This is a genomic window from Novosphingobium sp. LASN5T, from assembly GCF_003856955.1.
Taxonomy (GTDB): domain Bacteria; phylum Pseudomonadota; class Alphaproteobacteria; order Sphingomonadales; family Sphingomonadaceae; genus Novosphingobium.
Genome location: NZ_RQSI01000027.1, coordinates 26635 through 48068, shown reverse-complemented (window position 1 = coordinate 48068; position 21434 = coordinate 26635). Strand labels below are relative to the sequence as shown.

Here is a 21434-nt window from a genome sequence, read left to right as displayed (position 1 = left end):
CACCTGACAGCTTGCCCTCATTCCATTCCGCCCCGGCCGCCCTATATCAGGGGTATGTACGCCTTTGCCCCCAACGCCGGCGCTTCGACCGCCGAGATCCAAGCCGAGCTGCGCGAAGCGGCGGTGGCCATCACCGATAACGAGCCCGACGGCATCGCCAACATGGCCAATGTCGCCGCGCTGCTGGCGGAATTCCTGCCCGATCTCAACTGGGCCGGCTTCTACCGCATGGTGGAAGGCGAATTGGTGCTCGGCCCGTTCATCGGCAAGCCCGCCTGCATCCGCATCCCGCTGGATCGCGGCGTCTGCGGCGCGGCCGCGCGCTCCGGAACCACGCAGCGGGTGGAGGACGTCCACGCCTTTCCCGGCCATATCGCCTGCGATGCCGCCAGCCGGTCCGAACTGGTCGTACCCGTGATTCGCGGTGGCGCGGTCATCGCCGTGATCGACCTCGACAGCCCCCTGCCCGGACGGTTCAGCGCAGAGGACGCCGCCGGCATAGAAGCGCTGGCAGAGGCGATCGCGGAACGGATCTGAGAGAAAGAACCACCCGCCAATCTATCCCGTTTCGGCACAGCGCCGGGAGCGGCCTTGGTGCCCCCTGCCCGGCGATGATACGGTTCCGGAAACGTCCGGAATCCGGCCAGTCGCGCCGGCGCGCCGCAACAGGGGATCACGATGGCCCGAATCTACCAAGCACTTGCCGTTTCGCTCGCACTGGCAGGCGCCATGCCGGCCGTGGCCCACGAAGCGCCGCCCCCGCCGCCGCCCGCACCGCCCGGCGGCTGGTATGCTCCGGCGCCTTACGGCGCCGCGCCCGCCTGGCAGGGCGGCTATCCGGCAGCGCAGATGCCTGCCCCGCCGCCGGTGGACCCGGAATACCAGCGGATGCTGGATCGCTGCCGCGTCAACAATCCGGATAAGCACGTCGGCGGCACGCTGATCGGCGGCGCGGTGGGCGGATTGATCGGCAACCGTGTGGCCTCGGGCGATCGCGTGCTCGGCACCGTGGCCGGCGCCGCGGTTGGCGCGGTGGCCGGCAACGTGATCGACAAGGCCGAGGACAAGGGGCGGGACCGCGAATGCGAGGAATTCTTCCGTCGCTACGGCCCGCCGCAAGCCGCAGGCTATCCGGGCGGCTATGGCGCGGGATACCCCGGCTACGGCGGCGCCTATCCGGGATACGCGCCCTACGGCTACGTCATGGTGCCGGTGGTGATCCAGAACCAGCAGAAGCCCTGCGTCGAGACCACGACCGTGACCGAGGAATGGGTCAACGTTCCGGTCCGCCGCCGCGCGGTGCACCACCGCCCGGTCGTGCGCGACAAGCGCGTCAAGGAAAAGCGGGTCTACACCGGCAGCTAAGCGCCCAGTGCCATCGTCCCAGCGAAAGCTGGGACCTCAGGCCGTTGCAGCGCATTTCCGGCAGGACCGGCCCCGCCCCACGAGATCCCAGCTTTTGCTGGGATGACGCGCGACGTGGGCCGTGTTCCACGTGGAACGTGCTAGGGTCCTGACCCTACAGCTTGCGGCCGATCAGTTCCTTCATGATCTCGTTGGTGCCGCCGAAAATCCGCGTCACACGCGCGCTGCGCCAGGCGCGGGCAATCGCGTACTCGTTCATGTAGCCCGCGCCGCCGTGGAGCTGCAGGCACTTGTCCATCACTTCCCACTGCAGCTCGGTATGCCACAGCTTGGCCGCCGCGCCCTCTTCCGGGGTCAGTTCGCGCTTCAGGTGGCGCGCCAGCGCCCAGTCGAGGTGCGCCCAGCCTACCTGCAGCTTGGCCTTGATGTCGGCCAGGGTGAAGCGGGTGTTCTGGAAATCGAGGATCGGCTTGCCGAACGCCTTGCGATCGCGGGTAAATTCCACGGTATCATCGAAGGCGCGCTGGGCCGACGCCTGCGCGCTGACCGCGATCGACAGGCGCTCCTGCGGCAATTCGCTCATCAGGTAGATGAAGCCCTTGCCTTCCTCGCCCAGGCAGTTGGTGATCGGCACGCGCACGTCGTTGAAGAACAGTTCCGAGGTATCGGCTTCGTCCTGCCCGATCTTGTCGAGGTTGCGGCCGCGTTCGAAGCCTTCGCGATCGGCTTCGACCAGCACGATCGACACGCCCTTCCACGCCGGCTGGACCTCGGTATCGGTCTTGCAGCAGACCAGGATAAGGTCGGCGTTCTGGCCGTTGGTGATGTAGGTCTTCGATCCGTTGATGACGTAGTGGTTGCCGTCCTTCTTGGCCGTGGTGCGCATGCCCTGAAGGTCGGACCCGGTGCCGGGTTCGGTCATCGCGATCGCCGTGATCGTCTCGCCAGAGACCATGCGCGGCAGCCACTTCTTCTTCTGCTCTTCCGAACCGTAGGAGATGAGGTAGTTGGCGACGATGTCTGACTGGAGCGAAAAGCCCGTGGTCACGCGGCCATAGTAGGCGCTTTCCTCGTCGACGATGGCGTTGTAGCCGAAATCGAGGCCCAACCCGCCGTATTCCTCGGGAACCGTGGGGCACAGCATGCCCAGTTCGCCGGCCTTGGGCCAGACTTCCTTGGGCACGATGCCGGCCTCCGCCCATTCGGCGGCGTGCGGCGCGATCTCGTCCTCCAGAAAGCGGCGGACGGTCTGGCGGAAGGCTTCGTGATCCTCGTTGTACGCGGTGCGTGAAAGCGCATCGAGCGACATGACATCTCTCCGGTTAGTCGTGGCCTTTCCCACAGGGATAAGCGCCGCCGCCAAGCCGGGTCAATCGCTATTTAATCGATCAGTTAAACTTTATGCGCTGCCCTCCCGGGCAAGTCCGCGTCAGATGCCGCCGCCGGTAAGCCGCTGGCAGATCAGGTCGAGCTGGTCGAGCGTCTTGTAGCGGATCGTCACCGAACCCGAGCTGGGGTCGGCATCGGCGTTGATCATGACCTTGAGGCCCAGGAACTCCTCCAGATGCGCCTGCACCGCCGCAATATCGGCGCTTTGCGACGGATCGCGCACCGCGCGCGCCTTGCGCTGCGCGCTTTCCGGGCGCCCGGCGCGCTTAGCCATGCGTTCCGCATCGCGCACCGAAAGCCCCTTCGCCACCACTTCGCGCGCGATGGGCAGTGGATCGGGCAGGGTTGCCAGCGCGCGCGCATGGCCCATCGAGATCTCGTCGCGCTGGACCATGTCCAGCACTTCCTCGGGCAAGCTGAGCAGGCGCATGAGATTGGCGACATGGCTGCGCGACTTGTCGACGAAGGTCGCGATTTCCTGCTGCGTCAGTCCATCCTGCTCGGACAGGCGCTGATAGGCACGCGCTTCCTCAACGGGATTCAGATCCTCGCGCTGCAGATTCTCGATCAGTGCCAGCGCGACGACTTCGCGTTCATCGAGCTTGCGCACGATCGCCGGAATCTCGTGGACGCGCGCACGCTGCGCCGCGCGCCAGCGGCGCTCGCCAGCCACGAGCTGGTAGCGGCCCGCGCTCACAGGCCGCACGATCACCGGCTGGATCACACCCCGTTGCGCGATCGAGCGGGCCAGTTCCTCCAGCGCGTCTTCGTCGAAATGGCGACGCGGCTGATTGGGATCGGGTTCGATGTCCGACACGGAAAGCAGCGAAACTCCGCCTTCGCGCGGCAGTGCGGCCCCTTCCGGCGCGCCCGCCGAAACGCGGATCAGCGATTCCTCGCGCCGGGTTTCGCCGAGCAGCGCGCCCAGCCCCCGCCCCAGCGCTGCGCGCCGCACCGGCGCCGCTTTCACGCCATCACCGGTCATGCCGTCTTCGCTGCTCATGCAGCCTTCCTCCGTTCGGGCAGCCGGCCGATCAGTTCGCGCGCCAGCTTCATGTAAGCCTGCGATCCGGGGCAGGCATGATCGTAGATCAGCGCGGGCAAGCCATGGCTCGGCGCCTCGGACAAACGGACGTTGCGCGGGATCACCGCTTCGAACACCAGATCGTGCAGGCAGGATCGCACGTCGTCCGCCACCTGATCGGTCAGGCGATTGCGTCGATCAAACATGGTGAGGACCACGCCCAGGATGCCGAGATCGGCGTTGAAGCGCTCCTGGACGCGCTCGACCGTCTGCAGCAGCTGACTCAGACCTTCGAGCGCGAAGAATTCGCACTGCAGCGGCACCAGCAGCGTATCCGCCGCGGTCAGCGCATTGAGCGTGAGCAGGCCGAGCGACGGCGGGCAATCGATCAGGCAGATATCATGCCCCGCCCCGCCCTGGGAAAGTGCGCCGCGCAACTTTCCGGTCCGGTCCTCGACGCTGACCAGCTCCACTTCCGCGCCCGAAAGATCGACCGTGGCGGGCACCAGATCGAGCCCCGGAATGCGCGTAGGGATCAGGCATTCGGCAACGGTCGCCTGATCGATCAGCAGGTCATACGACGAACGTTCCCGCTCGTGCGAAGCGACGCCGATCCCGGTTGAGGCATTGCCCTGCGGATCGAGATCGACCAGCAGCACTTTCCAGCCGGTGGCGGCCAGCGCGGTGGCGATGTTGATCGCGGTGGTGGTCTTGCCCACTCCGCCCTTCTGGTTGGCGACAGCGATGGTAATCATCGGCGAGTTTCCTTCCGGCGTTTGGCCTTTTGGACAACCGGGGGCTGGCCACCAAGCAGGCGACCAGCGATGACGCCCGCGTCGGGGTCTGTCAGCGATTGTTCCACGTGGAACATATGGCGCCAGGATTTCGGGAGCATGTCCAATTCATGCTTCGCCTTGGCCCCTTTGGGCAACAGCCAAAGCGTGTCTGGTGTGGAAAAGCGCGCAGAAAGAAGCAGCAGCTTGTCCAGCGGCGCAAACGCGCGGGCTGAAATCACGCTGGCGATCCGTGCCGGCACATCTTCCACCCGCGCCAGAATGACTTCCACATTGGCCAGATCAAGCGCCGCCGCCGCGCGTTCGAGCCATTCGGTGCGCAAGCGACGGGAATCGACCAGCGTGACGTGCCGTTCAGGCTGCAACGCCGCCACGACCAGCCCTGGAAAGCCAGCTCCGGTCCCCAGATCGAGCCACGGCCCCGCCGGCAATGTTTCACGTGGAACATCGAGCAGCTGCGCGCTGTCGACGATATGCCGCTGCCAGACGTGCGCCAGCGTGCCGCGCGCGACCAGATTCTGCCGCTCGTTCTCGGCGATGAGCAGATCCACCAGCCGGGCCAGCCGGGCCATGCCGGCGGCATCGACGCCGAGCCGGTCGCGCAGCCAGGCTTGGGCATCCGCTTCGCTGGTGATCGTCATGCCGCGCGCCGCCGCGCGTGGACCAGCAGGCTGGCAAGCGCGGCCGGGGTGATCCCCGCGATCCGGCCCGCCGCCGCCAGCGTATCCGGCCGGGCACGCTGCAACCGTTCCACCATCTCGTTCGAAAGGCCCGGCACCTCGGCGAAGGGGAAATCATCGCCGAGCGCGACCGCGTCGCTCGACCGCAATTCGCGCAGTTCCGCGTCCTGCCGCGCGAGATAGGGCGCATAGGCCGCGTCCTCCTCCACTTCCTCCACCAGCAGCGGATCGAACGCCCCGTCCCCCACCCATGGCTCCAACGCCGCGAGCGTGACTTCGGGGAAACGCAGCCACTCCATCAGGGATCGCCGGGTGCCGTCAGCCCGTACCGCCATCCCCGCGCGCACCAGCTCCGTCGGGGTGACATCGGCGGCCAGCGCGCGCTCCAGCCGTTCCCGCTGTTTCCTGCGCGCTTCGAACCAGACCGCGCGTTCCTCCCCCACACAGCCGGCAGCAATGGCCAGCGGCGTCAGCCGGGTCGAGGCGTTGTTGGCGCGCAAACGCAGGCGGTACTCCGCCCGCGCGGTCAACATGCGGTAGGGCTCGCTGACGCCATGAAGCGTGAGGTCGTCGATCATCACGGCCATGTAGCTCGACGCCCGGTCCAATGCGGCCGGCGCGCCGCCCAGCACGGCCGCCGCCGCGTGCATGCCCGCCACCAGCCCCTGCGCCGCCGCCTCCTCGTATCCGGTCGTCCCGTTGATCTGCCCGGCGCAATAGAGCCCCGGAATGGCCTTCACTTCCAGGCTACGGCGCAGCGCGCGCGGATCGATGTGATCGTATTCCACCGCATAGCCGGGCACGGTGATCTCCACCCGCTCCAGCCCTTCGATGCTGCGCATCATCGCCACCTGCACATCCGTAGGCAGCGAGGTGCTGACCCCGTTGGGATAGACCGTGCGGTCGTCCAGCCCCTCCGGTTCGAGAAAGACCTGGTGTCCGTCGCGATCGCCGAAGCGGTGGATCTTGTCCTCGATCGACGGGCAATAGCGCGGCCCCTGCGCGCCGATCGCGCCCGTGAACAGCGGCGAACGGTCCAGTCCGCTGCGGATGATATCGTGCGTGCGCGCATTGGTGCGCGCGATCGCGCAGAACACCTGTGGCACCGTGCGCGCCGGCGTCAGCGGAGACATCGTCCACGGCTCGGCGTCGCTGGGCTGCTCCGGCAACCGCGCCCAGTCGATCGTGCGGCCGTCCAGCCGGGGCGGTGTGCCCGTCTTCAGCCGCGCCATCGGCAGGTCGGCATCGCGCAGCTGCGTGGCCAGCCGGTGCGCCGCGCTTTCGCCGATGCGGCCACCGTCCATCCGCTCCTCGCCGCGAAACAGCCGCCCTCCGAGGAAGGTGCCCGTGCACAACACGACGGCGGCGGCGGCAAGCGCATCGCCGTTGCCCAGATCGATGCCCTCCACCCGGCCGCCCTGCATCCGCAAGGCCGCCGCTTCGCCCGCAACCACGGTGAGGTTCGGTTGAGCCGCAATCATGCGCTGGATCGCGGCACGGAACAGCTTGCGGTCCGCCTGGACACGCGGCCCCTGCACCGCGCTGCCCTTGGAACGGTTGAGCATCCGGTAGTGAATCGCCGCCGCATCGGCCGCGCGTGCGATCAATCCGTCAAAGGCATCGACCTCGCGCACGAGATGGCCCTTGCCCAGTCCGCCGATCGCCGGGTTGCAGCTCATCGCGCCGATCGTCTCCGGATCGAAACTCACCAGCGCCGTGCGCGCGCCCATCCGCGCCGAAACGGCGGCCGCCTCGACGCCGGCATGACCGCCGCCGACCACGATCACATCGAATTGCTGCATGGGATGCCCGTTACAGGAGAGCGGGACTCACGTCAAAGTGCATCGATGTTCCACGTGGAACATTGCGCTTCATTTGCCGATGCAGAACCGGCCAAACAGCGCGTCCAGCATGTCCTCGGTGCCGACACGCCCCACGAGCCGGTCGAGCGCCTGCCGGGCGAGGCGCAGCTCTTCCGCTGCCAGCAAGGGGTCCGGCATGGCCGCCGCCGCACCGAGAGCGGTCATCACCTCCCCCAGCAACCCCGCCTGGCGCGCATTCAGCGCCGCTTCGCCCGGAGCCGGCAACGCCGCGCGCGCATGATCCACCAACCCGGCGCGAAACGCCGACACGCCCTCCCCCGTCCGCGCCGAAAGCGCGAACCGCGCGCCGTGCTTGATCGCCCGGTCCGGACGGTCGATCCGTGTTTCGATTTCCCACAGCGAACGACCGGCAGGCCCGGCGCCCTCCGGGCCCAGCCACAACACCAGATCCGCGCGCTCGGCTTCCGCCAGCGCACGGGCGATGCCGATCCGTTCGATCTCGCCGGCGCCGTCTTCGCGCAGGCCGGCCGTATCGATGAACGTGAAGGGCACGCCTTCAATCGCCACCGCGCGGACCAGAACATCGCGCGTGGTCCCCGGCTCGGCCGCCGTGATCGCCGCCTCGTCGTCGACCAAGGCGTTGAACAACGTGGACTTTCCGGCATTGGGCGGACCGGCGAGGACGACCCTGTAGCCCTCGCGCAAAGGCTCCGCGCGCGGCCGGGCGAGCCACGCGCCAAGATCGTCGGCCAGGGCACCCGCGCCCGCCGCGAAGCCGGCCGGAAGATCGGCTCCGACATCGTCCTCGTCCGAAAAATCGAGCGCGGCTTCCAGACGGGCGGAGAGCGCCAGCACCTTGTCGCGCCATCCAGCGACCAGACGCGACAACGCACCGTCCGCCATGGCCAGCGCGGCCCGCCGCTGCAACTCGGTCTCGGCGGTCAACAGATCGGCCAGCCCTTCCGCCTCGGCCAGATCGATACGGCCGTTGGCGAAGGCGCGACGGGTGAATTCGCCGGGCAATGCCTGGCGGAATCCGGGCAGTGCCGCCAGCGCGGCCAGAACGGCGGCGACCACCGCGCGGCCGCCGTGGAGATGAAGCTCCGCGCTGTCCTCGCCCGTCGCCGTGCGGGGACCGGGCAGCCACAGCACCATGGTATGATCGAGTTCGGTACCGTCGCGCGGATCGATCAGCCGCGCCAGCGCGGCGCGGCGCGGTGCCGGGAGCTTGCCGGCAAGCTCCCGCAAGCATTCCCCGGCGTGCGGTCCACTGATCCGGACAACCGCGATGCCGGCGGGCGGTTGACCGGAAGACAGGGCGAAGATCGTGTCGGACATGCCGGCGTCTCTAAACACCCACGCGCGCGCTGTCGAACGCCGCAATGTTCCACGTGGAACATTCGGAACACGCGCGATCAGTCGTCCTTCTTCTTGGAACCCGAAACCCCGGCCTTGAACCCGGCCATCGCCGCACCGGCGCCCTGCTCCACGAACTGCTGGAACAGTTTGAGCCCCATCTCGCCCATTGGCGCGATCTGCTTGGCGTAGCCCTGGAGCTGATCGAGATTCGACACGCCCTGCATCGCCTTGGCGATGGCATCGATATAAACGTCGTTCGCCTTGGAGACATCGGGCAACCCCAGAAAGCGGCGCGCTTCTTCCGGCGTGCAGTCGATCTCGACCTGAACTTTCATGGAACTCTCCCGATCAACGATGCTTCAGAGTGTCACCGGAGCTTGGCAAAGTCCACTCGCGGGGCCAAGCTCGGTATCGACCAACGCATGATATCCGCATGACAAACCAGTGAACAGGACGAACCACCATGGGTGAGATGACGAGAATTCCAGCTTATGACGGACAGGACGCGATCCCCGTCTATGTCGCCACGCCCGCGACCGGGGCGAAGGCCGCCATCGTCGTTATTCCGGAAATCTTCGGTATCAACGCCGGCATCCGCAAGAAGTGCGATGACTGGGCCGCGCTCGGCTATGTCGCACTGGCGCCGGACATCTTCTGGCGTTTCGCGCCCGGCGTCGAACTCGATCCCGATGTTCCGGAACAGCTGCAGGAAGCCTTCGGCTATTTCGGCCAGTACGATGCCGATCTGGGCGTGCAGGACATCGAAGCGGCGATCCGCTGGCTGCGCAAGGAGCGCGGCGTGGCCAAGGTGGGGCTGGTCGGGTTCTGCCTGGGTGGCCGCATGGCTTATATGGCCGCCGCGCGCACCGATATCGACGCTTCGGTCGGCTATTACGGCGTGATGATCGACCAGATGCTTGGCGAAGCCCATGCCATCGCCAATCCGCTGCTGCTGCACATCCCCACGGCGGATCACCTCGTCTCGCCCGAAGTGCAGGCAACGATCCACGCCGGGCTCGATCCACATCCCAAAGTGACGCTCTACGACTACGAGGGGCTCGATCACGGTTTTGCCGCCGAAATGGGCAACCGCCGCGACGAGGAGGGTGCGCAACTGGCCGATGGCCGCACCCGCGCGTTCTTGGCGGAACACCTCGCCTAACCGCACTTCGCACCGGTTGCGCTCCATCAATGCGAGCGCAACCGGAAAGGGCAAAACCGGATCGGCAACCAAAGGGGAGACGACGCCAATGCAACTGGGACTGGCCGCCTGGCACCGCTACATGCTGGACAGCGATCCGGCGCTGCTGGAAGAGTTGATCGCGCCCGACGCGGTATTCCACTCCCCTGTGGTCCACACGCCCCAGGAAGGGCGCGAGAAAGTGCTGATGTACCTGACGGCGGCGGCCGGCGTCTTCGGCAACGGCACCTTCGCCTATGTCCGCGAACTGGTGGACGGACCGGAAGCCTGTCTTGAATTCACCGCGGAGATCGACGGGATCAAGGTCAACGGCATCGACCTGATCCGCTTCGATCTTGAAGGCCGGATCATCGATTTCAAGGTCATGGTCCGCCCGCTCAAGGCGATCAACGCCGTGTGGCAGAAGATGGCCGAGCAGCTCGAGAACACGTGATACGAAAAAGGGGGCTGCGCCCGATGGCGAAGCCCCCTTCGTTTCCTGTCCGCGTTGCGAACCGTTTTACTGGTTCATCGTCGCGAAGAAGTCCTCGTTGGTCTTGGAATCCTTCATCTTGTCGAGGAGGAATTCCATCGCGTCGACCGTGCCCATCTGCATGAGGATGCGGCGCAGCACCCACATCTTGGTGAGCTGATCCTTCGCCACCAGCAGCTCTTCCTTGCGCGTGCCGGACTTGCCGACATCCAGCGCCGGGAAGATGCGCTTGTCCGCCACCTTGCGGTCGAGCACGATTTCCGAGTTGCCGGTGCCCTTGAATTCCTCGAAGATCACTTCGTCCATGCGGCTGCCGGTATCGATCAGCGCGGTGGCGATGATCGACAGCGAGCCGCCTTCCTCGATGTTGCGCGCGGCACCGAAGAAGCGCTTCGGCCGCTGCAGCGCGTTGGCGTCGACACCGCCGGTCAGCACCTTGCCCGAGCTGGGGACGACGGTGTTGTAGGCACGGCCAAGGCGCGTGATCGAATCCAGCAGGATCACCACGTCGCGCTTGTGCTCGACCAGGCGCTTGGCCTTCTCGATCACCATTTCGGCCACCTGGACGTGGCGGCTGGCGGGTTCGTCGAACGTCGAGGAAATGACCTCGCCGTTCACCGAACGCTGCATGTCGGTCACTTCCTCGGGCCGTTCGTCGACGAGCAGCACGATCAGGAAGACTTCCGGATGGTTGTCGGTGATGGCCTTGGCCATGTTCTGCAGCAGCACGGTCTTGCCGGTGCGCGGCGGCGCCACGATCAGCGCGCGCTGGCCCTTGCCCTGCGGGCTGACGAGATCGATCACGCGGGCCGACTTGTCCTTGACCGTGGGATCGAGCGTATCGAGCTTCAGGCGCTCGTTGGGATAGAGCGGCGTCAGGTTATCGAAGTTCACGCGGTGGCGGACTGCTTCGGGATCGTCGAAGTTGACCTTGATCAGCCGGGTGATCGCGAAATAGCGCTCGCCGTCCTTGGGTGCGCGGACTTCGCCTTCCACGGTATCGCCGGTGCGCAGGCCCCATTTGCGGACCTGGTTGGGCGAAACGTAGATGTCGTCGGGGCCGGCCAGGTAGTTCGCTTCGGGCGAACGGAGAAAGCCGAAGCCATCGGGCAGGACCTCGATCGTGCCGATGCCGAGGATTTCCTCGCCATCTTCCGCCATCTCCTTGAGGATGGCGAACATCAGGTCCTGGCGGCGCATGGTCGATGCGCCTTCGACGCCAAGCTCTTCGGCCATTTCGACCAGCTCGGCGGGGGTTTTCTTCTTGAGTTCCTTGAGATGCATATTCTTGGGTTCCGGATGGAATACTGGGAATGGCCGGCGGACCTGGGGGCTTGGAGAAAGCGGGTCCGGTCGCTTCCATGGTGGCGCGACCTCCGATGCCGGACGCACAGCGCGATATGCCTTGCCTCGCAGCAAGTCAATCAGGACCGCAGCGCATCGAGGCTTAGAACGGCTTGAGAATCACCAGAATGACGATCAGCGCGGCGGTCACGCCCGGCACTTCGTTGATCATCCGCAGGCGCCTGCCCGAAAGCCGGCGTTCGCCCGCCGCCAGCGCGCGGGCGTAGCCCGCCAGCCAGAAATGGTAAGCCGTCAGCGCCAGCACAAGGGCCAGCTTGGCGTGGAACCAGCCCTGCTGGAACGCGCCGGTCGTCATCGCCAGCGCCAGACCAAGCACCCACACGACGACAAGCGACGGCCACAGGATGATTTTCAGCAGCTTGCGCTCGCGATCGATCCACACCGCGTTCTCGGGCGATCCAGGCGCCGCTTCCTGATGATAGACGAAGTAGCGCGGCAGCATGAACAGCCCGGCCATCCAGAATATCACGAAGATGATGTGGCCGGCCTTGAGCCAGAGATAGATCATCGCGAACACCTGCACCATGCGATCAAGGATAGCGCGTCAGCACGCATCCCGGAACGGGAGAATTGATCGGGAAAGCCTTTTGCCGCCGCTTGTCGGTAATGCAAGCCTCGAAAACCGCACCGTTATCCGGCCGGGATCGGCATCCCGCGCTCAGGCGCGGTGCGGACCGAACAGGATCACCGCGGCACCGGCAAGGCACAGCACGGCGCCGCCCAGGTCCCAGCGATCCGGCCGCACGCCTTCGACGATCCACAGCCACAGCAAGGCGGACGTGATGTAGATCCCGCCATAGGCCGCATAGGCGCGCCCGGCGGCATCGCTGTCCACCAGCGTCAGCAACCACGCGAACAGGACCAGCGACGCGCAGCCGGGCACCAGCCACCACGCCGGCTTGCCCAGCCTGAGCCACGCCCAGAACGCGAAGCATCCCGTGATTTCGGTCAACGCCGCGCCCACAAAGACAAGCGGTGCCGGCATTGCCCGATGCTCCTTACTGTGCCCTATCGCGCCATCACCGCGATTGCCCCCGCCGCCAGCCGCGCACCACCGTTAGCAGGTGCTCGACATGTTCGATCGGCGTGAACTGGCCGATACCGTGGCCCAGGTTGAACACGTGCGGCCGGTCGGCGAACGCTTCGAGAATGCGGAACGTCTGCCGTTCCAGCTCGACCCCGCCCGCCAACAGCAGCAGCGGATCGAGATTGCCCTGCACCGGCAGGTTTGCCGGCAGGTTCTTCGCTGCCCACAGCGGATCGTTCGTTTCGTCGATACCGATGGCGTCCACTTTCGTGCCCTGCGCATAGGCCACGAGCTTTTCGCCGGCGCCCTTGGGAAAGCCGATCAGCGGCACGTGCCGGTAGCGTTTGCGGATCGCGGCGGCGATGCGGGCATTGGGTTCGATCACCCAGCGTTCGAACTGCGCCGGGGAAAGGCTGCCAGCCCAGCTGTCGAACAGCTGGAGCCCTTCTGCGCCCGCTTCGACCTGTCCGGCGAGATATTCCACGGTCACGTCCACAATCGCGTCTATGATCGCCTGGAAGGCCACAGGATCGCGATAGGCGTAGGCGCGTGTGTCGTGCTGGTCGCGGCTGCCCTCGCCCGCCACCATATACGTGGCGATCGTCCAGGGCGATCCGGCAAAGCCCAGCAGGGTCTTGTCGCCCGACAGCTGGCTGCGCACCCGGCGCACGGTATCGTAGATCGGGGTGAGGCGTTCGGGCACGGCCCGCAGCGCGGAAAGCTGGGCATCGATCAGGCGCGGCGACAGGCGTGGCCCCTCACCCGCCAGAAACTCCAGGTTCTGCCCCATGGCGTAGGGCACGATCAGGATGTCCGAGAACAGGATCGCGCCATCGAAACCGAAGCGCCGGATCGGCTGGAGCGTGATTTCCGCCGCCGCCTCGGCATCGTACACCAGCTCGAGGAATCCCCCCTTGGCAGCCCGCAAGGCCCGGTATTCGGGCAGATAGCGGCCGGCCTGGCGCATCAGCCAGACCGGGCGGGAATCAAGGTTTTCACCGGAGAGCGAGCGGAGCAGCGGGCCGGGCATCGGTTCGGTCCAATCCTAAAAAATAGATTCTTTTAAAAAGGATGATGGAATCTGTTGTGCTGTGGATAGCGGGGATGAGCGCGCTCTGCCCGATTTGTGCCGGGGCCTCCACAAAAAAGCGTGGCCCGACTCTGCGCGCTCGGTGGTCAAGGCGAAGTTATCCCCGCAGTCCCCCGCCTGTGGGGAAGGCTTTCCACCTGTCGGCAAACCGCTTGTGGATCGGCCAGTTGCGGGGGTGAAATGGCAGGCCGAACTTGTCGTCGCATTCCTCCCGTGGTTTATCCTAGCGCTGTCCACAGCCTCATCCCGGGGCGCTGGAAAAGACGGGGAAACGGGCCACGATGACGCGGCTGCATCTGCACCTCCTGTCGGATTCCACCGGCGAAACGCTCGAGATGATCGCCAAGGCGGCGCTCGCGCAGTTCGACGATGCCGATATCGTCCGCCACTTCTGGCCGATGGTCCGCTCGCAGCAGCATCTCGACCGCATCATGGGGGAAATCGCCGCCAATCCGGGGCTTGTCCTGTTCACGCTGGTCAACGCGGAAACGCGCGAGCGGCTGGAGCAGCGCTGCGCCGCGCTCGGTCTGCCCAGCGTAGCCGCGCTCGATGCGGTGACCGACGCGCTGGAGGAGCAGCTTGGCCAGGAAGCGAAGGCACGGCCCGGTCGTCAGCATATGATGGACGAAGCCTATTTTGCCCGGGTCGATGCCATTCAGTTCACGATCGCGCATGATGACGGGGTGGGCTGGGAAAACTGGGAACAGGCCGACATCCTTCTGGCCGGCGTTTCGCGCTCGTCCAAGACGCCGACGTCAATTTACCTCGCCAATCGGGGATACAAGGTGGCGAACATTCCGATTGTCGTGGAAAGTCCGCCCCCTTCTTCGCTGTTCAATCTGCGCCGGCCGCTGGTGGTGGGGCTGACGACATCGCCCGAACGGCTGATCCAGGTGCGGCGCAACCGGCTGCTTTCGCTCAACCAGTCGCCCGAAACGGCCTATGTGAACAGCGATCAGGTCGCGCGTGAAGTCCAGTACGCCCGGCGGATGTTCGCGGACAACGGCTGGCCGGTGATTGACGTTTCGCGCCGCTCGATCGAGGAGACGGCGGCGGCGGTGATCAACCTCTACAACGAACGCCAGGCCGCCGGCGGTTCGGAAACGCCCGGATCCAAGCCGATCTGACCGGGAATTGCACGCGGATCCCGCCGATCCGCACGGGAGAAGCCTGCCATGATAGTCCTCGCCTCGCAAAGCGCCTCGCGCAAGGCCATGCTCGATGCCGCCGGTATCGCTTACGAGGCGCGATCGTCCGATGTCGACGAAGGCGCGATCAAGCGCGAGCTGATCGGGGTGCCGGGCGGCGATGTCGCGACGATCCTGGCCGAAGCCAAGGCCCTGCCCGTTTCCGTCGGCGTACCCGGCAAGCTCGTGCTCGGCGGCGATTCGCTGGTCGAAGTGGGTGGTCGGCAGTTCGACAAGCCGGTGAGCCGCGAGCAGGCGGCCGAACACCTGCGGTTCTTTTCCGGCCAGCGGATGAACCTGCACAGCGCCGCCGTGCTGGTGCGCGACGGGATGACGGTGTGGCGTCACTGCGAGACCGCCCGGCTTGACGTTCGACAGCTTTCGGACAGCTTTATCGACAGCTATCTCAACAGGGAATGGCCCGCCGTTTCGGGCTGTGTCGGCGTGTTCCGGATCGAGGCGCTGGGCGTGCAGCTGTTCGAACGGATCGAAGGAAGCCACTTCACCGTGCTGGGAATGCCGCTATTGGCCGTTCTGGCTGCGTTGCGCGCGCAGGGAGAGCTGGAAGCCTGAGAAAGGGCCGTAACGTGGCGATCAGACCCTATGCAGAGGTAATTGGCGATCCCATAACGCAATCGAAGTCGCCCGTTATTCACAATTTCTGGCTGAAGCAGCTGAAAATCGACGCTGTGTATAACGCCTGTCACGTAACGGAGGGCGATTTGGCGGCCTATTTGGCCGATCGCCGTAACGACGAGGCCTGGTGTGGCTGTAACGTTACGATGCCGCACAAGCAAACGGTGATTCCGTTACTCGATCGGCTCGATTCCGGGGCCGAAAGGATCGGCGCGGTCAACACGATCGTGCGTGAACGTAACGGGATTCTGGTTGGCCGTAACACCGATGCACCCGGATTCCTCGAACCGTTACGCCCGTTACTCGACAAAACGCACCTTTTCCGGATGGCGCGCGTGCTGGGCACCGGCGGAGCGGCGCGCGCGATCGTTACGGCATTGGCGGACGAACACATGGTAATCGTGCTGGCCGGCAGAAATCCGGCAAAAGCGCGGGCGTTACTCGATGAACTGGACCCCGGCGGCGACCACCACGCGGTCGATATCGCGCACTTCGAATCTGTAACGGATTTTGCCTTCGACGACCGTGCCGGGTGCCTCGATCTGGTGGTCAACGCCTCTTCGCTGGGGATGAGCGGCCAACCACCCCTGCTTTTCGACATGAGCCACGCGCCGCCGGGCAGCGTGTTCTACGATATCGTTACGTCACCGCTCGAAACGGACTTCCTCAAGGCAGCAAAGGCCGCCGGGTTCCGCACGGTGGACGGCCTGTCGATGCTGATCGGGCAGGCGGACCATGCCTTCGCCCATTTTTTCGGCACGCGGCCGCCGCGTGATGGCGATGCTCTGTTGCGCCAGGAGATTGCAGGATGAGCCGGCCTTTCATTCTCGGCCTGACCGGCTCGATCGGGATGGGCAAGTCCGCCGTGGCGCTGATGTTGCGCGAACTGGGCGTGCCGGTGTTCGATGCGGACGCGGCGGTTCATGCGCTGCAAGGGCCGGGCGGTGCGCTCGTCCCGGCGATCGAGGCGGCCTTCCCCGGGACCACCGGTCCCGAGGGGGTGTTGCGGCAGGAACTGGGCGCGCGTGTGTTCGGCAATCCCGGGGCGCTCGCCCGGCTGGAAGCGATCGTCCACCCCGCCGTGGGCCGGATGCGCGAAGCGTTCCTGATCGAACATGCCGGGCAGCCGATCGTGGTGTTCGACATTCCGCTGCTGTTCGAAAAGGAGCATGGTGCCGGGCTCGACGCGGTGATGGTCGTGTCGGCTCCCGCCGCGGCGCAACGCGCGCGCGTGCTGGCGCGACCGGGCATGACGCCAGACAAGTTCGCCCATATTCTCGACCTGCAAGTACCGGATGCGGAAAAGCGCGCCCGCGCTGATTTCATCGTCGATACCGGCGTGACGCTGGAGGAAACGCGCGCGCAGGTTGCCGCGCTGATCGAGCGCATCCGTAGCGGCGCGTGGCAAAAAAACCCGCGTTGAAGCCTTGCCAGTGCCCGGCGACGGGTCAATATACCTAGTGATGCGTGAGATCGTCTTCGACACGGAAACGACCGGTCTCGATCCCCGGAGCGGTGATCGGCTGGTGGAGATCGGCTGCATCGAAATGGTCAACCGGGTGCCTACCGGGGCCGTGTTTCATGCCTATTTCAATCCCGAGCGCGGCATGCCGGCCGAGGCGGAAGCCGTCCACGGCCTGTCCGAGGCGTTCCTGTCCGACAAGCCCAAGTTCGGGGAACGGGCGGAGGAACTGATCGCCTTCCTGGGCGACAGTCCTCTGGTGGCGCACAACGCCGGTTTCGATTTCGGCTTCCTCAATCACGAACTGGCGGCCTGCGGGCTGGAAGCGGTGGACCGCGATCGCATGGTCGATACGGTCGCCATCGCCCGGCGCAAGCATCCCGGCGCCAAGCTTTCACTGGATGCGCTGTGCACGCGCTATGGCATCGACCGGAGCCATCGCACCAAGCACGGCGCCTTGCTGGACGCGGAACTGCTGGCGCAGCTCTACGTCGAACTCATGGGTGGGCGGCAGATCGGCCTGGAACTGGCCGCAGAGGCGGCCGCTTCCGTGCAGACGGAAGAACTGGCCATCGCCGCTGTAACCCGCGTCTTCCGCACGCCCCGGCCCCATGCCGCGAGCGAGGCGGAACTGGCCCGCCATGCCGAATTCATGGCGGGTTTTAGCGATCCCCTCTGGTCGCGCTAGCGGCCGGCGCGGGATCGCCTCAAGCGAGGAGAAGGTTTTTATGGATATTCGCGTTTCGGGCCATCAGGTCGAGACCGGCGCCGCGCTCCAGGCTCATGCCGAGGAGCGGCTGACGGGCGTCGTCGGCAAGTACTTTTCCCGCGCGCTTTCCTCGCAAGTCACGCTTGGCAAGGGGCCGCACGGTGGTTTCCGATGCGATATCGTGACGCATGTGACGCAGGGACTGATCCTGAAGGGCAGCGCGATCGCCCAGGATGCCCACGCGGCGGTCGATCAGTCGGCCGAAAAGATCGACAAGCAGCTGCGCCGCTACAAGCGGCGGATCAACGCCCGGCAGGACCAGGCCGACCACGCCCGTCGCGCGGAAGAAGCGGCCTACACCGTGTTCGTGGTCGAAGAGACCGAGGAAGAGCCAGAAGTCGCCGATGCGCCGCTGGTGATTGCCGAAACGCGCGTTGACGTGCCCACCGCAACCGTTTCCGACGCGGTGATGATGCTCGATCTGCGCAATACCAACGCGCTGCTGTTCAAGAACGCGGGCACCGGCGTTCACAACATGGTCTATCGCCGTGGCGATGGGTCGATCGGCTGGGTCGAACCCGCCAAGTAGAGGCTATCGGTCATGGCTTCCCGCCATTTTAGGCGGGAAGCCATGATTCGGCACTTGCATGCCGGGGCTTTCCGGCGCATGGCCCGCCCGATTGATCGTGCCCCTGAGGCATGCTGACGGCATTTCCAGTCCATGACGGCTCTTTTTACCATTGATCCCTTGGCGGTCCGTATTGTCCGCGCCGAAACCAAGCAGCAGATTCTGAGCGAACTCGCCGATTGCTTCGCCACGGTCTATGCGCTGGATCGTGCCTCCGTGCTCGAACGGGTGGAAGAGCGCGAACGGCTGGGCAGCACCGGCTTCGGCCGTGGCGTTGCCATTCCGCATGCCCGGCTGGACAATTTGCCGCGACCCGTGGCCACGTTCTTCCGCCTGGAAAATCCGGTCGAATTCGAAGCGGCCGACGGCATGCCGGTGGATTGCGTGTTCGGCCTGCTTTCGCCCGAACAGGCCGGGGCCACGCATTTGCAGGCGCTGGCGGCGATCTCGCGGCTGATGCGGGACGAGCGGATGCACGAACGCTTGCTCGCCGCGCCCGATGCCGACGCGATCTACGCCCTGCTCGTCAACGTCATCGACCGCGATGCCGCCTGAAGATGGCGCGGCCGGCGCGGCCAGCGAAGGCGCCCGGCTGCACTGGCGCGCGCTGGAAGGTCTCTATACTTCGGCGCCGGTCAACCACCTGTTCTCGTCGCGCCTGGAAATCATGGGCGAAGGGCGCTCGCGTATCGTTTTCGATGTCGACCCGAGCTGCTTTCACGCAGCGGGCGCGGCGCATGGCACGATCTATTTCAAGATGCTGGATGATGCCGCGTTCTATGCCGCGAATACGCTGGTGACGGATCGCTTCCTGCTGACGACCTCGTTCAACCTGTTCTTCAGCCGGCCCATCCACGGCGGCCGGGTCATCGCCGAAGGGCGCTGGGTTTCCGGCCGGCGCCGCGTGCTGGTGGCGGAATCGCGGCTGGTGGACGAGGAAGGCGAGGAAGTGGGCCGGGGCACCGGCACGTTCCAGCGCTCGCGCATCGCGCTGGGCAGCCTGGAAGGCTACAACGCCGGCTTGCGCGGCACGGCCGCCTGAGCAGATCGGCCGCCGGGCTCATGGCAACGCGCCTTCCCGCCCATCTCGAAGTCAGCGGACTGATCCGCCGCGCGCAGGCGCAGGGCGGCTTCGCGATGGTGCTGCACAAGGGCGAGCCGGACTCCGGCACCATCCTGATTGTTATGGTGGATAATCAGGGACTTGGAGCGCTCTATGAGCGGATGCCGCAGCGCGACGGCACGCGGGATTGGGCTAAGTCAAAGGTTCAAGATACTGATAATAAACAGGAATTTGAGGATTACCTGGCCCGCCGCCAGCGCCAGGACCCGGACGTGTGGATTATCGAACTGACTGTCGCAGACGGGGAACGCCTGATCCGGGGATGACCTGTGCGGGGTTGACTCTGCCGCTTCGCCAAATAAAGGCACCCTACCGCAATGCGAAGGCGGCGTGGTTCTGCGGGAGGCAGGACGCGCTAGCACGCAGACGGGGGGCAACCGTCATGGCTCTCCGGATCAGGCCCGCGAGATGAAAGTCTCGGATGGGGCTTGCTTCCGCCATGCCCGGGTGCTCACCGCCGAATGACGATGATGGATGAGTAAGCAGTTAAAGTTTGCCAGCGCGATCAGCATCTGCCTGACACTGGCAACAACGATCTTTACCGCCGCCGGTTCCCGCGCGGCCGTGCAGGACCCCCAGGTTCCTGTGATCGAGGCCCAAGGCGCCTCTCCCGTGATTTTCCCTAGCCGGTCCGCCGCGTCTGTCCAGCAGACTGCTGCGCAACAGGCCGCCGCGCATTCCGCGTCGAGCATCGCTGATGCCCCGGAATCGGACGCCGCGGAATCGCTGGCCGAGCTGGTCGATGAAACCGCCGTCCCCACCGAGCTGTCGAGCGAGCTGAACTGCCTTGCCGGCGCGATCTATTTCGAAGCCAAGAGCGAAACGTTGGACGGTCAGCTTGCCGTGGGTCGTGTGGTGGTTCAGCGTTCGAAGTCGGGCCGGTTCCCGGCGAGCTATTGTGGTGTGGTCTACCAGCCCTCGCAGTTCTCGTTCGTGCGCGGACACGCCATGCCGCCGATCAACAAGGGCAGCCGCGACTGGGCGGAAGCCGTCAAGATCGCGCAGATCGCCGACAAGGGCGCGTGGAAGAGCCCGGCCGAAGGCGCGATGTATTTCCATGCCGCGCGCGTTTCGCCGCGCTGGGGCAAGGTTCGCCTCGCCCGCGTGGACAATCATATCTTCTACCGCTGACGCGCCAGCGGCTTCCGGGCCGCGCGGAATAGCGAAAGGGCCGCCCGTGGGATGCCACGGGCGGCCCTTTCCGCATCGGGTTCAGCTTTTCCGCGAAAGGCTCATGGCGCTGACGGAAATCGTGCCCAGCGGGCCTGCCGGATCGTGCAGCGCGCACTGGCCCACGGCGATTCCTTGGTGCGAGAGGTGCCCGGTCAGTTCATAGCCCAGCCATTCGCCCACCGGCAGGCGGTGCAGATGCACGGTGAAGTCGGTATTGACGAAATCGATGCCGTGTTCGCTGCTATGCGCCAGCGGGCTGGCGAAGTCCGCCGTCAGCGCGACATGGCCGAACGGGGTGAGCGGATGGCCGGCGACGATCTCGACTCCGGCCCGCAACCACGCCTGGCGTGCGGGCGGCGGCCCCATCGTGCCGAGCACGGTGGGATTGCCCTGCTCCGGGGTACCGCGCTCCTGGTCGATCCCGTTGCTTTCGCGCCGGAAGCGGGGGTGCGTGGCCGCGGGGACGGGGCGCACCTCCCAGTTGCCGAAACGGCGCAGCGGCTCCAACCCTTCCGGCGGTGGCGCGGGCCACGGCGGGCTTTGCCAGACGGGATTGTCCGGCTGCCGCGATAGCCGGGCGAGCTGGCAGGTGGCGCGGGCGCAAAGCTTGCCTTCGGCGGAAAGGCTGGCTTCCACCAGCTTCAGCCGGCCGCCGTCGTGCAGCACGCGCAAGTCCACGCCGAGCGGCCGCGCCGGGGCCATGCGCAGCATGTCGACGCCGAAGCGCACGGGGATCAGCCCCGGCTCCATGACGTCGCGTTCGATGACGAAGCCCAGCAGCGATGCCATCGCGGCGCCGCTCAGCGTGCCCGGTTGCCAGTATCCCCGACCGAGCCTGGTCGGCACGAACAGATCGCCATCGGTTTCGAAAACGCTATCCGGCACGGCTTTCGTGCTCTCCCCCTCCATTGAAGGGGTTTAATTGCA

General features: G+C 65.9%; 26 protein-coding genes. 14 read left to right on the top strand and 12 right to left on the bottom strand.

Going from position 1 to position 21434, the window contains the following annotated elements:
- The first annotated feature begins 54 nt into the window (after positions 1-54).
- Entirely contained in the window at positions 55-537 is a 483-nt protein-coding gene (locus EH199_RS16635; protein WP_124810382.1) for a GAF domain-containing protein, read from the top strand.
- A 141-nt stretch (positions 538-678) separates the two neighbouring features.
- A complete protein-coding gene (locus tag EH199_RS16630) occupies positions 679-1365 on the top strand; it encodes a glycine zipper 2TM domain-containing protein (protein WP_223806734.1) in 687 nt (228 codons plus the stop codon).
- Between the two features lie 154 nt (positions 1366-1519).
- On the opposite strand, the gene EH199_RS16625 is transcribed toward EH199_RS16630, so the two are convergent.
- From EH199_RS16625 to EH199_RS16595, 7 genes are all read right to left on the bottom strand, one after another.
- Complete coding sequence (locus EH199_RS16625) at positions 1520-2674, bottom strand: acyl-CoA dehydrogenase family protein (protein ID WP_124810381.1); 1155 nt, start codon at positions 2672-2674, stop codon at positions 1520-1522.
- 120 nt (positions 2675-2794) lie between these two features.
- Entirely contained in the window at positions 2795-3757 is a 963-nt protein-coding gene (locus tag EH199_RS16620) for a ParB/RepB/Spo0J family partition protein (RefSeq protein ID WP_370449694.1), read from the bottom strand.
- Positions 3754-4533, bottom strand: coding sequence for a ParA family protein (locus EH199_RS16615; RefSeq protein ID WP_124810380.1), 780 nt, complete (start codon positions 4531-4533; stop codon positions 3754-3756). The genes EH199_RS16620 and EH199_RS16615 overlap by 4 nt, the downstream gene beginning before the upstream one ends.
- Entirely contained in the window at positions 4530-5213 is a 684-nt protein-coding gene (gene rsmG / locus EH199_RS16610; protein WP_124810379.1) for a 16S rRNA (guanine(527)-N(7))-methyltransferase RsmG, read from the bottom strand. Before rsmG ends, EH199_RS16615 begins: the two co-directional genes overlap by 4 nt.
- On the bottom strand, positions 5210-7054 hold the full coding sequence (gene mnmG, locus EH199_RS16605; RefSeq protein WP_124810378.1) for a tRNA uridine-5-carboxymethylaminomethyl(34) synthesis enzyme MnmG: 1845 nt from the start codon (positions 7052-7054) through the stop codon (positions 5210-5212). The genes rsmG and mnmG overlap by 4 nt, the downstream gene beginning before the upstream one ends.
- Before the next feature lie 69 nt (positions 7055-7123).
- Complete coding sequence (mnmE, locus tag EH199_RS16600; RefSeq protein WP_124810377.1) at positions 7124-8413, bottom strand: tRNA uridine-5-carboxymethylaminomethyl(34) synthesis GTPase MnmE; 1290 nt, start codon at positions 8411-8413, stop codon at positions 7124-7126.
- Between the two features lie 77 nt (positions 8414-8490).
- Positions 8491-8769 carry a DUF6489 family protein gene (locus EH199_RS16595; protein ID WP_124810376.1) on the bottom strand — a complete coding sequence of 93 codons (279 nt, stop codon included), beginning with the start codon at positions 8767-8769 and terminating at the stop codon, positions 8491-8493.
- A gap of 128 nt (positions 8770-8897) precedes the next feature.
- Here EH199_RS16595 and EH199_RS16590 point away from each other — a divergent pair, with 128 nt between their 5' ends.
- Both EH199_RS16590 and EH199_RS16585 read left to right on the top strand, forming a co-directional pair.
- Complete coding sequence (locus EH199_RS16590) at positions 8898-9596, top strand: dienelactone hydrolase family protein (RefSeq protein WP_124810375.1); 699 nt, start codon at positions 8898-8900, stop codon at positions 9594-9596.
- An 88-nt stretch (positions 9597-9684) separates the two neighbouring features.
- The gene (locus EH199_RS16585; RefSeq protein WP_124810374.1) at positions 9685-10068 is read left to right on the top strand and encodes a nuclear transport factor 2 family protein; all 384 of its coding nucleotides are present in this window, start codon (positions 9685-9687) and stop codon (positions 10066-10068) included.
- Between the two features lie 66 nt (positions 10069-10134).
- On the opposite strand, the gene rho is transcribed toward EH199_RS16585, so the two are convergent.
- From rho to hemE, 4 genes are all read right to left on the bottom strand, one after another.
- Entirely contained in the window at positions 10135-11391 is a 1257-nt protein-coding gene (rho, locus tag EH199_RS16580; protein WP_124810373.1) for a transcription termination factor Rho, read from the bottom strand.
- A 163-nt stretch (positions 11392-11554) separates the two neighbouring features.
- Positions 11555-11998 (bottom strand): CopD family protein, encoded by a 444-nt coding sequence (locus EH199_RS16575; protein WP_124810372.1) that lies wholly within the window; start codon positions 11996-11998, stop codon positions 11555-11557.
- 132 nt (positions 11999-12130) lie between these two features.
- The gene (locus tag EH199_RS16570; RefSeq protein WP_124810371.1) at positions 12131-12457 is read right to left on the bottom strand and encodes a YnfA family protein; all 327 of its coding nucleotides are present in this window, start codon (positions 12455-12457) and stop codon (positions 12131-12133) included.
- A gap of 34 nt (positions 12458-12491) precedes the next feature.
- Positions 12492-13529, bottom strand: coding sequence for a uroporphyrinogen decarboxylase (hemE, locus tag EH199_RS16565; RefSeq protein ID WP_124810370.1), 1038 nt, complete (start codon positions 13527-13529; stop codon positions 12492-12494).
- Between the two features lie 341 nt (positions 13530-13870).
- Here hemE and EH199_RS16560 point away from each other — a divergent pair, with 341 nt between their 5' ends.
- The 10 genes from EH199_RS16560 to EH199_RS16515 all read left to right on the top strand — a co-directional run bounded on the left by EH199_RS16560 (position 13871) and on the right by EH199_RS16515 (position 20465).
- Positions 13871-14716, top strand: coding sequence for a pyruvate, water dikinase regulatory protein (locus EH199_RS16560; RefSeq protein ID WP_124810369.1), 846 nt, complete (start codon positions 13871-13873; stop codon positions 14714-14716).
- A gap of 48 nt (positions 14717-14764) precedes the next feature.
- Positions 14765-15349: a nucleoside triphosphate pyrophosphatase gene (locus tag EH199_RS16555; protein WP_124810368.1), complete on the top strand. Its 585-nt coding sequence runs from the start codon at positions 14765-14767 to the stop codon at positions 15347-15349.
- Positions 15350-15369: 20 nt separating this feature from the next.
- The gene (locus tag EH199_RS16550) at positions 15370-16224 is read left to right on the top strand and encodes a shikimate dehydrogenase (protein WP_124810394.1); all 855 of its coding nucleotides are present in this window, start codon (positions 15370-15372) and stop codon (positions 16222-16224) included.
- A complete protein-coding gene (gene coaE / locus EH199_RS16545) occupies positions 16221-16835 on the top strand; it encodes a dephospho-CoA kinase (protein ID WP_124810367.1) in 615 nt (204 codons plus the stop codon). The genes EH199_RS16550 and coaE overlap by 4 nt, the downstream gene beginning before the upstream one ends.
- A 40-nt stretch (positions 16836-16875) precedes the next feature.
- A complete protein-coding gene (dnaQ, locus tag EH199_RS16540; RefSeq protein ID WP_124810366.1) occupies positions 16876-17562 on the top strand; it encodes a DNA polymerase III subunit epsilon in 687 nt (228 codons plus the stop codon).
- A 40-nt stretch (positions 17563-17602) separates the two neighbouring features.
- The gene (gene hpf / locus EH199_RS16535) at positions 17603-18172 is read left to right on the top strand and encodes a ribosome hibernation-promoting factor, HPF/YfiA family (RefSeq protein WP_124810365.1); all 570 of its coding nucleotides are present in this window, start codon (positions 17603-17605) and stop codon (positions 18170-18172) included.
- A gap of 132 nt (positions 18173-18304) precedes the next feature.
- Positions 18305-18766, top strand: coding sequence for a PTS sugar transporter subunit IIA (locus tag EH199_RS16530; protein ID WP_124810364.1), 462 nt, complete (start codon positions 18305-18307; stop codon positions 18764-18766).
- Positions 18756-19253 (top strand): PaaI family thioesterase, encoded by a 498-nt coding sequence (locus EH199_RS16525; RefSeq protein WP_124810363.1) that lies wholly within the window; start codon positions 18756-18758, stop codon positions 19251-19253. Before EH199_RS16530 ends, EH199_RS16525 begins: the two co-directional genes overlap by 11 nt.
- Positions 19254-19273: 20 nt before the next feature.
- Complete coding sequence (locus EH199_RS16520; RefSeq protein ID WP_124810362.1) at positions 19274-19600, top strand: DUF1491 family protein; 327 nt, start codon at positions 19274-19276, stop codon at positions 19598-19600.
- Between the two features lie 208 nt (positions 19601-19808).
- Complete coding sequence (locus tag EH199_RS16515; RefSeq protein ID WP_124810361.1) at positions 19809-20465, top strand: cell wall hydrolase; 657 nt, start codon at positions 19809-19811, stop codon at positions 20463-20465.
- 81 nt (positions 20466-20546) lie between these two features.
- On the opposite strand, the gene EH199_RS16510 is transcribed toward EH199_RS16515, so the two are convergent.
- Entirely contained in the window at positions 20547-21392 is an 846-nt protein-coding gene (locus tag EH199_RS16510; RefSeq protein WP_190287307.1) for an acyl-CoA thioesterase domain-containing protein, read from the bottom strand.
- Between the last annotated feature and the right edge of the window lie 42 nt (positions 21393-21434).

Bases quoted from the DNA above. Each gene is read 5' to 3' on its own strand.
- EH199_RS16560 (WP_124810369.1), top strand. From the start codon at position 13,871: ATGACGCGGCTGCATCTGCACCTCCTGTCGGATTCCACCGGCGAAACG.
- hemE (WP_124810370.1), bottom strand. From the start codon at position 13,529: ATGCCCGGCCCGCTGCTCCGCTCGCTCTCCGGTGAAAACCTTGATTCC.
- EH199_RS16555 (WP_124810368.1), top strand. From the start codon at position 14,765: ATGATAGTCCTCGCCTCGCAAAGCGCCTCGCGCAAGGCCATGCTCGAT.
- EH199_RS16615 (WP_124810380.1), bottom strand. From the start codon at position 4,533: ATGATTACCATCGCTGTCGCCAACCAGAAGGGCGGAGTGGGCAAGACC.
- coaE (WP_124810367.1), top strand. From the start codon at position 16,221: ATGAGCCGGCCTTTCATTCTCGGCCTGACCGGCTCGATCGGGATGGGC.
- EH199_RS16595 (WP_124810376.1), bottom strand. From the start codon at position 8,769: ATGAAAGTTCAGGTCGAGATCGACTGCACGCCGGAAGAAGCGCGCCGC.
- hpf (WP_124810365.1), top strand. From the start codon at position 17,603: ATGGATATTCGCGTTTCGGGCCATCAGGTCGAGACCGGCGCCGCGCTC.
- mnmE (WP_124810377.1), bottom strand. From the start codon at position 8,413: ATGTCCGACACGATCTTCGCCCTGTCTTCCGGTCAACCGCCCGCCGGC.
- EH199_RS16525 (WP_124810363.1), top strand. From the start codon at position 18,756: ATGCCGCCTGAAGATGGCGCGGCCGGCGCGGCCAGCGAAGGCGCCCGG.
- EH199_RS16635 (WP_124810382.1), top strand. From the start codon at position 55: ATGTACGCCTTTGCCCCCAACGCCGGCGCTTCGACCGCCGAGATCCAA.
- EH199_RS16575 (WP_124810372.1), bottom strand. From the start codon at position 11,998: ATGGTGCAGGTGTTCGCGATGATCTATCTCTGGCTCAAGGCCGGCCAC.
- EH199_RS16625 (WP_124810381.1), bottom strand. From the start codon at position 2,674: ATGTCGCTCGATGCGCTTTCACGCACCGCGTACAACGAGGATCACGAA.
- EH199_RS16590 (WP_124810375.1), top strand. From the start codon at position 8,898: ATGGGTGAGATGACGAGAATTCCAGCTTATGACGGACAGGACGCGATC.
- EH199_RS16620 (WP_370449694.1), bottom strand. From the start codon at position 3,757: ATGAGCAGCGAAGACGGCATGACCGGTGATGGCGTGAAAGCGGCGCCG.
- rsmG (WP_124810379.1), bottom strand. From the start codon at position 5,213: ATGACGATCACCAGCGAAGCGGATGCCCAAGCCTGGCTGCGCGACCGG.
- EH199_RS16630 (WP_223806734.1), top strand. From the start codon at position 679: ATGGCCCGAATCTACCAAGCACTTGCCGTTTCGCTCGCACTGGCAGGC.
- EH199_RS16520 (WP_124810362.1), top strand. From the start codon at position 19,274: ATGGCAACGCGCCTTCCCGCCCATCTCGAAGTCAGCGGACTGATCCGC.
- EH199_RS16570 (WP_124810371.1), bottom strand. From the start codon at position 12,457: ATGCCGGCACCGCTTGTCTTTGTGGGCGCGGCGTTGACCGAAATCACG.
- mnmG (WP_124810378.1), bottom strand. From the start codon at position 7,054: ATGCAGCAATTCGATGTGATCGTGGTCGGCGGCGGTCATGCCGGCGTC.
- EH199_RS16515 (WP_124810361.1), top strand. From the start codon at position 19,809: ATGAGTAAGCAGTTAAAGTTTGCCAGCGCGATCAGCATCTGCCTGACA.
- EH199_RS16530 (WP_124810364.1), top strand. From the start codon at position 18,305: ATGACGGCTCTTTTTACCATTGATCCCTTGGCGGTCCGTATTGTCCGC.
- dnaQ (WP_124810366.1), top strand. From the start codon at position 16,876: ATGCGTGAGATCGTCTTCGACACGGAAACGACCGGTCTCGATCCCCGG.
- rho (WP_124810373.1), bottom strand. From the start codon at position 11,391: ATGCATCTCAAGGAACTCAAGAAGAAAACCCCCGCCGAGCTGGTCGAA.
- EH199_RS16585 (WP_124810374.1), top strand. From the start codon at position 9,685: ATGCAACTGGGACTGGCCGCCTGGCACCGCTACATGCTGGACAGCGAT.